Here is an 8,130-nt window from a genome sequence, read left to right as displayed (position 1 = left end):
GCTGCAGGTCGCCCAGGCTGCTGCCGCCGCTGGCGGAGTTCGCGCCGGTATGGCAGCAATCCCTGTTCAGCCCCGACCGCAAGCCCGAGGCGCACGTCGCCAGCGGCGGCAGCAGCCTGGGCGACCTGCAGCTCACCGGCATCATCCTCACCCCGCAACTGCGCATGGCCTTGCTGCACGACACGAGCGGCCACAAGGAACTGCGCCTGCGCGAAGGCCAGGCGCTGCCCGACGGCAGCCTCAGCCTGGTCGAGGTGAAGACGCGTTCGGTGATCCTGGACTCCAGCCAGGGCCGCACCGAATTGAAACTGCCTGCCGGCGCGCCCATCGACGCCGCCAAGGCCGCCTCGGCCCCGGCACCGGCGGCGGAAGCCGACGCCGAACCCGCGCCCGCATCCAGCCCTTCCGGCGCCGACGCCGTGCAGCGGGTGCTGCCGCTGGGTCAAGGCGCGGCGCCCCCGGTGCAGCCCGAATACAGTCCGCAGCAGCTCGAGCGGCTGCGCAAACTCAAGGCCGCCATCCTGCAGCGCCGCGCCGGCGGCACTACCGCGAAACCCGAAGGAGTCCACTGACCATGTCCCACCAGTACCCTTCCGTGCGTTCGCGGCCGCCGGGCCGCCACCCATCCGGCCTGATGCGCGCCGCGGCGCTGGCGGCGCTGGTCCTGCTGGCCGGTTGCGCCAGCATGCCGCCGCAACCGGACGATGCCTCGCTGCAGCGCGAGGCGATGGCCGGCACCCATGCGCCGGTGCCCGCGCCGCTGCCGCTGGACAACGACCAGACCACCACCTCGAACGCGGCGGTGCTGCCGCAGATCAGCCGCGGCAGCGGCCAGTTCGTGCGGCCGACGGCGCTGGCCACGCCGCGGCCGGCGGTGTCCGGTTCGAACGGCGTCACCTTCAACTTCGAGAACCAGCCGGTGCAGGCGGTGGTGAAGGCGATCCTGGGCGACCTGCTGAAGAAGAACTACACCATCGTGCCCGGCGTGCAGGGCAACATCTCGTTCTCCACCGCGGAGCCGGTGGACGCCAACCAGGCGCTGCCCATCCTGGAGACGCTGCTGTCGTGGACCAACAACGCGCTGGTCGAGCGCGGCGGCAGCTACGTGGTGCTGCCGGCGAAGGACGCGGTCGGCGGCAACCTGGTGCCCAGCCTCCGCGCGACGGCGCCCAGCGGCGGCCTGCAGGCGCGGCTGTTCCCGCTGCACTACATCGCCGCCGCGGAGATGCAGAAGCTGATCAAGCCGTTCGCGCGGCCGGATGCGGTGCTGCTGGTCGATCCCGCCCGCAACGTGATCGTGATGTCCGGCACGCCGGAGGAACTGGCCAACTACCAGCGCACCGTGCGCACCTTCGACGTGGACTGGCTGCGCGGCATGTCGGTGGGCGTGTTCAACCTGCAGCACGCCGACGTCGAGCAGCTGATGCCCAAGCTGGACGAGATGTTCGGCTCCAAGGGCGACACGCCGCTGGCCGGCATGGTGCGCTTCATCCCGATCAAGCGCACCAATGCGCTGGTGGTGATCAGCACGCAGCCGAACTACGTGGACGAGGTGGGCGGCTGGATCGCCCGCATCGACCAGGGCGGCGGCAACCAGCCGCAGACCTACGTGTACGACGTGCGCAACATCAAGGCGTCCGACCTCGCGAAATACCTTGCGCAGATCTACGCCAGCAACGGCGGCGGCGGATCCGGCGGCGGCGAAGTCGGCCCCGGCCTCGCGTCCGGCACGCTGGGTAGCGCCGACAACGCGCGCGGCTCGGCCAGCGGCATGGGCAGCGCCGCGGGCAGCTTCGGCAGCAGCAATACCGGCGGCCTGGGCAGCATCAGCAACGGCCCCGGCGGCATCGGCGGCAACGGCGGCGGGCTGGGCGGCAACGGCCTGGGCAACGGCCTGGGCGGCGTGTCCGGCGGCGCGGTCTCGTCCACCACCTACGGCAACGCCAACCAGGCCAGCCAGGACCAGCAGTACGTCTCGCAGGACGGCAGCATCCGCATCGGCTCGGTGGATGCGAACAACCAGCTGCTGGTGCGCGCGCGGCCTTCGCAGTGGGCCGAGATCGAGGCGGCGATCAAGCGGCTGGACACGATCCCGCTGCAGGTGCAGATCGAGACGCGCATCCTCGAGGTGAACCTCACCGGCGAGTTCCAGTTCGGCGTGCAGTGGTACCTGCAAGGCCTCACCGGCAGCACCAGCACCACGGACGCCAACGGCAACGTCACGATCACCCCGGGCCAGCCCTACCGCCATCGCCAGGCCGCGCTGGGCGGCGGCGGGAATACCTTCGGCAGCGAGCCGCTGTTCTACTCCTTCATCAACAGCAAGATGCAGGTGGCGGTGCGCGCGATGGAGAACAGCGGCAACACCAAGACGCTGTCCGCGCCCTCGCTGGTGGTGATGAACAACCAGCCGGCGATGATCCAGGTGGGCAACCAGGTGCCGGTGAACCAGAGCTACATCACCCCCGGCCTCGGCACCGGCGGCACCACCATCGGCACGCTGGGCCAGGTGCAATACCTCAACACCGGCGTGATCCTCCAGGTGGTGCCGCGGGTGAATCCGGGCGGCCTGGTCTACCTCGACGTCAAGCAGCAGGTGAGCAACCCCACCACCAAGGACACGAACGGCAACTACACCATCTCCGACCGCAGCATGCAGACCCAGGTGGCGGTGCAGAGCGGCCAGACGGTGTTGCTGGGCGGCCTGATCCAGCAGAACGAGGGCACCACCGACACCGGCGTGCCCGGCCTCAACCGGGTGCCCATCCTCGGCCGCCTGTTCGGCACCACCAGCCGCAACCGCGACCGCACCGAGCTGATCGTGCTGATCACCCCGCGGGTGATCCGCAACAGCGAGGAGGCGCGCCAGATCACCGACGACTACCAGCAGGGCTTCGAATCGCTGAAGCCGCTGCGCACGGAAACGCGGGCCGTCGCACCGGCGCCGGCGCCGGCGAGCGCCACGCAGACCGCACCGTTGAAGCACTGATCCCGGGCAGGCTCATGGCAGCCGGTATCATCGGCGCGCCATGAGTTCCGCCGAACCGACCTTTCCGATCGCCCCGCTGCTCCCCGAGATCCGCGCGTCGCTTGCCGCGACGCCGCGGCTGGTGCTGGAGGCGCCGCCGGGCGCGGGCAAGACCACCCAGGTGCCGCTGGCGCTGCTCGACGCGCCATGGCTGGCCGGCGGCAGGATCGTGATGCTGGAGCCGCGCCGCATCGCCGCGCGCGCCGCCGCACAGTTCATGGCGCGGCAATTGGGCGAAGACGTCGGGCAGACGGTGGGCTACCGCATCCGCTTCGAATCGAAGGTGAGCGCGGCCACACGCATCGAGGTGGTCACCGAGGGCATCCTCACGCGGCTGATCCAGGACGATCCGGAACTCGCCGGCATCGGCGCCATCCTGTTCGACGAATTCCACGAGCGCCATCTTGCCGGCGACCTCGGCGCCGCGCTGGCGCTGGACGTGCAGGCCACGCTGCGGCCGGATCTTCGACTGGTGGTGATGTCCGCCACGCTGGACGGCGAGCGCATCGCGCGCTGGCTCGACGCGCCGCGCATCACCAGCCCCGGCCGCAGTTTTCCCGTGCGCATCGAGCATCCGCCGGCGCGGACGCAGGAGGGCGTGGAGCATCACCTTGCCCGCGTGGCGCGGCAGGCGCTGGCGGAGAACGACGGCGACGTGCTGGCCTTCCTGCCGGGGCGGCGCGAGATCGCGCGGACGCAGGCGATCCTCGAAGAAACCGTTGCGCGCGACGCGGAGCTTTTGCTCCCCTCTCCCTCGGGGAGAGGGGTTGGGGGAGAGGGTACGGGCGGAGTGGGACATCGCGCTTCGCCCACACCCTCTCCCGCCCCTGCCGGGGCACCCTCTCCCGTAGGGAGAGGGGAGGGCATGCACATCGAAATCGTGCCGCTGCACGGCGAACTGTCGCTGGCCGAGCAGCAGTGGGCGCTGGCGCCCGCGGAACCAGGCCCATTCGCCGGGCTCAGGACAGGCACGCGCCGCATCGTGCTGGCGACCAACGTGGCCGAGTCCAGCGTCACCCTGCCGGGCATCCGCGCGGTGATCGACGCCGGCCTCGCACGCGAGCCGCGCTTCGATCCAAACTCCGGCTTCACGCGCCTGGAAACCGTCGCCATCTCGCAGGCCTCGGCCGACCAGCGCGCGGGCCGCGCGGGGCGCGTGGCCGAAGGCACGGCCTACCGGCTGTGGCCGCAGAGCAAGCGGCTCGATTCCACGCGCACGGCGGAGATCGCGCAGGCGGAACTCTCCGGCCTTGCACTGGAGCTGGCGGCCTGGGGCATCACGGCGGGCAGCAACGACACCCTGCCATGGCTGGATGCGCCGCCGGCCGGCGCGCTGGCGCAGGCGCGCGAGCTGCTGGCGAACCTCGGTGCGCTGGATGGCGACGGCCGCATCGCCGCGCTGGGGCGGCGCATGCTGGAACTGGGCGCCACGCCGCGGCTCGCCGCTGCCGCGTTGCGCGCACCGGAAAACCTGCGCGCCCTGGTGGCCGACCTGCTCGCGCTGATGGAAGCGCGCTCGCCGCTGCGCGGCGAGCAGGGGCGCAGCGACGATTTCCGCGTGCGCGTGGCCGCACTGCACGCCTGGCGCGACCGCCGCAGCCACGGCGCCGATGCCGGCGCGCTGGCGGCGATCGAGCAGGCCTCGAAAGGCTGGCGCCGCCGACTCGACGTGCGCAGCGCCGCCAGCGGCACGCCGGACAGCCACGCGGTGGGCAACCTGCTGCTGCATGCCTTCCCCGACCGCATCGCGCGTCGCGACGAAAGCAATCCCCTGCGCTACACGCTGGCCAACGGCCGCGGCGCACGCCTGCACGAAAACACCGCGCTGCTGGGCGAGCCGTGGCTGGTGGTGCTCGACCTGCGCTTCGAGGCGCGCGACAGCCTGGTCCTCGCCGCCGCGCCGTTCGATCCGCGCACGCTGGAACGCGACTACCCGCAGCGCTTCGTGCGCGAACGCGTGCTGCGCTGGAACGACGCGCGCGATGCGCTGGAAGCGTTCGAGGAACGTCGCTACGCGGCCATCGTGCTGGAACGCCGCAGCGTGCCGGTGCAGCCGGAGGATGCGCTGCCCGCGCTGCTGGCGGCGATCCGCAGCAAGGGGCTGGATGCCTTGCCGTGGAGCGAGCATGCGCAGCGCCTGCGCCTGCGCATGCAGGCCTTGCGCGGCTGGATGCCGGAGCTGGGCTTGCCCGATGCTTCCGATACGCACCTGCTCGCCACGCTGGAGGATTGGCTGGCGCCGTATCTCCACGGCAAACGCCGGCTCGATGCATTGGATGCGGAAGTGCTGTCGCAGGCGCTGTCGGCCATGCTCGACCATGCGCAGCGCCAGGCGCTGGATGCGCAGGCGCCGGATGCGCTGCTCGTGCCCAGCGGGCAGACGCGCCGGCTGGACTACGCGCCGGACGCGCCGCCGGTGCTGGCGGTGAAGCTGCAGGAACTGTTCGGCCTCGCCGACTCCCCGCGCGTGGGCGGCGGCCGCGTGCCGGTGACCCTGCACCTGCTGTCGCCCGCGGGCCGGCCGATCCAGGTCACCCAGGACCTGCGCGGCTTCTGGGAGCGCACCTATCCCGAGGTGAGGAAGGAACTGAAGGGACGCTACCCGAAACACCCCTGGCCCGACGATCCGTGGACGGCCACGCCCACGCACCGCGCCAAGCCGCGCGGCAGCTGAGCGGCGCCTACACCTCGGCCTTGAACGTGCGGCCCAGCGCGGCGCCCGCGCCGCAGTAGTGGCGGAACACGTAGAACAGCGGGCGGTAGCGGCGCGGGTCGATGTGCGAACTGCCGGGCACCACGATGTCGGCATGCGCATGCACCCGGCACACTTCCAGCTCCAGTGTCGTGTAGCCGCCGGCGTGGTCGTGCCATGCCGCCAGCGGACGTTCGGTGGCCTGGAGCACGCGCGCCTCCAGTTGCAGCGGCGCTTCGGCGATGCGCGGCGCGGCCACCAGCGCGGAAGGCAGCGCATGCCAGCCGGCCAGCGCGAACTTGTCCGGTTCGTGGCGATAGCCCTGCTTCCACGCCGGCACCGGATCGCGCCCGCTGGTGGGCGCCAGCCGTTCCACGGCTTCGTGCATCGACTCGGCGGCGAGGTTGAGCACGCACTCGCGCTCGCGCAGCAGGTTGGCCAGGCCCTGGCCGCCGCCGGCCAGGCCGATCGTCACGCGGTCGGCGAGCGCCCAGGCCGACGACATCGGCGTGATGTTGGCCGAGCCGTCCGGGTTGCGCGTGGTGATCAGCAGCACGGGCGTGCCGAAGTAGAGGATCGAAGGACGGATCTGCAACGTGTCGGGGGCGTGATGGATATCCATGCCGGCAGTGTCGGCGAGCGGGGCGGCGGATGTTTCGCTGCGCGGCGAAACCGATGCGCAACGCGGCCACTACACTGCGCGCATGAGCCGCAGCAGCCTGCCCAATCGCTACCAGCTGGCCGAGTTCGGCGCCCTGCTGGCGGAGCCGGCACGCGCCGCGATGCTGCTCGCCCTGATGGACGGCAGCGCCCGCCCCGCCGGCGAGCTGGCGCGCACGGCCGGAGTGGGCGCGGCCACCGCGAGCGCGCACCTGAAGCGCCTGCTGGATGGCGGCCTGCTCGCCGTGCACGAGCAGGGCAGGCACCGCTACTACCGGCTGGCGGACGATGAAGTTGCGGCAAGGCTTGAGGCATTGGCACTGCCGCGTGCGCCGCGCGTGCCGCGACCGGCGGGCAGCGATCCCGCGCTGTGCCGCGCGCGCACCTGCTATCGGCACCTCGCGGGCGAACTGGGCGTGGCGATGTGCACGGCGTGGCTGGAGCGCGGCTGGCTGCAGTCGGGCAGCGAAGGTCTGCGATTGCAGGCGCCCGCGGTCGAGGCGCTGGTGGGCGCGGGCTGGGAACCGGATGTCGCCGGACGACTGCTGCGCCTGCGCGGTCGCGGCTGCATCGACTGGACCGAACGCCGCCTGCACGTGGGCGGCCCGCTCGGCGTCGCGCTCACCGACGCCATGCTCGATGCCGGCTGGCTGCGGCGCGCCAGCCGCAGCCGCGCCTTGCTGCCCAGCGCCGACGGCCTGCGCCGCTTCACCCAGCTGGGCGTGCGGCTGGAACCGTAGCGCCGCGCCGCATGCGCATCCGCTGCCGCCGCGGCTACTTCCTGCGCTGGAACAGCTTGCGCACCGCGGCGGCCACGGCGATCACGCCGATGACGATGAATTTCTTGAAGGCCAGCAGCAGCACGCCGAGCTTGGCGAACAGGCCGGCCTTGGCCGCGATGCCGCCGGCGACCAGGGTGGCGATGCCGTAGGCGGCGAGCTTGTCGGTCGTGGGGTTGTAGTCGGCATAGCGCTGGCCGGCGTCGAAGTCGGTCATGGCCAGCACGGCCGGCATGTCGGCGCGCACCTTGGCGAGTTCGCCGATCGGCGCCACCGCGTTGAGCGACAGGTAGCCCTTGCGGCCGAGCACGCGGATCGCGTAGTTCAGCGTGTGCCCGTCCTGGCTGCCGTCGGGTTTCCTGAACTCCACGTCGCGCGCCCAGTAGAGCTTGTGGCTGGCCGCGTCGTAGTGCGGCGGCTCGGCCCAGCCCAGCAGCTCGACGGCGGGGTAGCCCTCCTTGACGCGCTCCGCGTTGCTTTCGCGCGTGGCCTTCTGCATGTTCCTGAGCATGTCGTCGTAATCGATCTTGCCTGCGTCCTCGTCCGACACGTAGCCATCGTCGACATAGGTGACCACCACGGCCCAGGTCTGGTCGTCCAGCACCGTGGCGGGGTCGGTGGAAGGCAGGATCATGCCCAGCACCGAGTCGTCCGGCGGGTTGCCCCACAGCTTGGTGAGCACGCGCTGGGCGTCGGCCGCCTGCAGGTAGCCGTAGCCGGGCTTCAGCTGCAGCGTGGCCTGCGCCGCGGGAATGGCGACCTCGCCGGTCAGCGGGTGCAGGCTCTCGACCAGGGCCTTGACCCTGGCATGGGCGTCGGCCGCGGGCGTGGCCGGCGTGTCGGTGGCGCCGGCGGGCGCCAGGCAGGCGAGCGTGGCCAGCAGCGCCAGCGCCGGCAGCAGCAGGATGCGTTTCATGCGATGCCCCTCGATGTCGTCCGTGGACGCGCGGCCAGCCGGCCACGCCGCGGCG

The 8,130-nt window shown here is 71.8% G+C and carries 6 protein-coding genes; 4 read left to right on the top strand and 2 right to left on the bottom strand.

All coding sequences use genetic code 11. The annotated features are described in order from the left end of the window. From PCA_RS16170 to hrpB, 3 genes are all read left to right on the top strand, one after another. Positions 1-572 (top strand): general secretion pathway protein GspN (locus tag PCA_RS16170; RefSeq protein WP_181303644.1); only part of this gene is annotated, 572 nt, incomplete at its 5' end. Between the two features lie 2 nt (positions 573-574). Continuing rightward, a complete protein-coding gene (gene gspD, locus PCA_RS16165; protein ID WP_181303643.1) occupies positions 575-2,989 on the top strand; it encodes a type II secretion system secretin GspD in 2,415 nt (804 codons plus the stop codon). Between the two features lie 40 nt (positions 2,990-3,029). Then, positions 3,030-5,702 carry an ATP-dependent helicase HrpB gene (gene hrpB, locus PCA_RS16160; protein ID WP_181303642.1) on the top strand — a complete coding sequence of 891 codons (2,673 nt, stop codon included), beginning with the start codon at positions 3,030-3,032 and terminating at the stop codon, positions 5,700-5,702. A gap of 7 nt (positions 5,703-5,709) precedes the next feature. Here the strand turns inward: hrpB and PCA_RS16155 are convergent, their stop codons facing one another. Further along, entirely contained in the window at positions 5,710-6,342 is a 633-nt protein-coding gene (locus PCA_RS16155) for a flavin reductase family protein (protein WP_181303641.1), read from the bottom strand. On the opposite strand from PCA_RS16155, the gene PCA_RS16150 reads away from it, so the two are divergent. After that, positions 6,341-7,120, top strand: a complete 780-nt coding sequence (locus PCA_RS16150) for a helix-turn-helix transcriptional regulator (RefSeq protein ID WP_255436920.1) — start codon at positions 6,341-6,343, stop codon at positions 7,118-7,120. The genes PCA_RS16155 and PCA_RS16150 overlap by 2 nt on opposite strands. 34 nt (positions 7,121-7,154) lie before the next feature. Here PCA_RS16150 and PCA_RS16145 read toward each other — a convergent pair whose 3' ends face one another. After that, on the bottom strand, positions 7,155-8,075 hold the full coding sequence (locus PCA_RS16145) for a DUF2167 domain-containing protein (protein WP_181303640.1): 921 nt from the start codon (positions 8,073-8,075) through the stop codon (positions 7,155-7,157). Between the last annotated feature and the right edge of the window lie 55 nt (positions 8,076-8,130).

This window comes from Rhodanobacter sp. PCA2 (assembly GCF_013620825.1).
Taxonomy (GTDB): Bacteria; Pseudomonadota; Gammaproteobacteria; order Xanthomonadales; family Rhodanobacteraceae; genus Rhodanobacter_A.
This window is presented reverse-complemented; position numbering and strand designations above follow the sequence as displayed.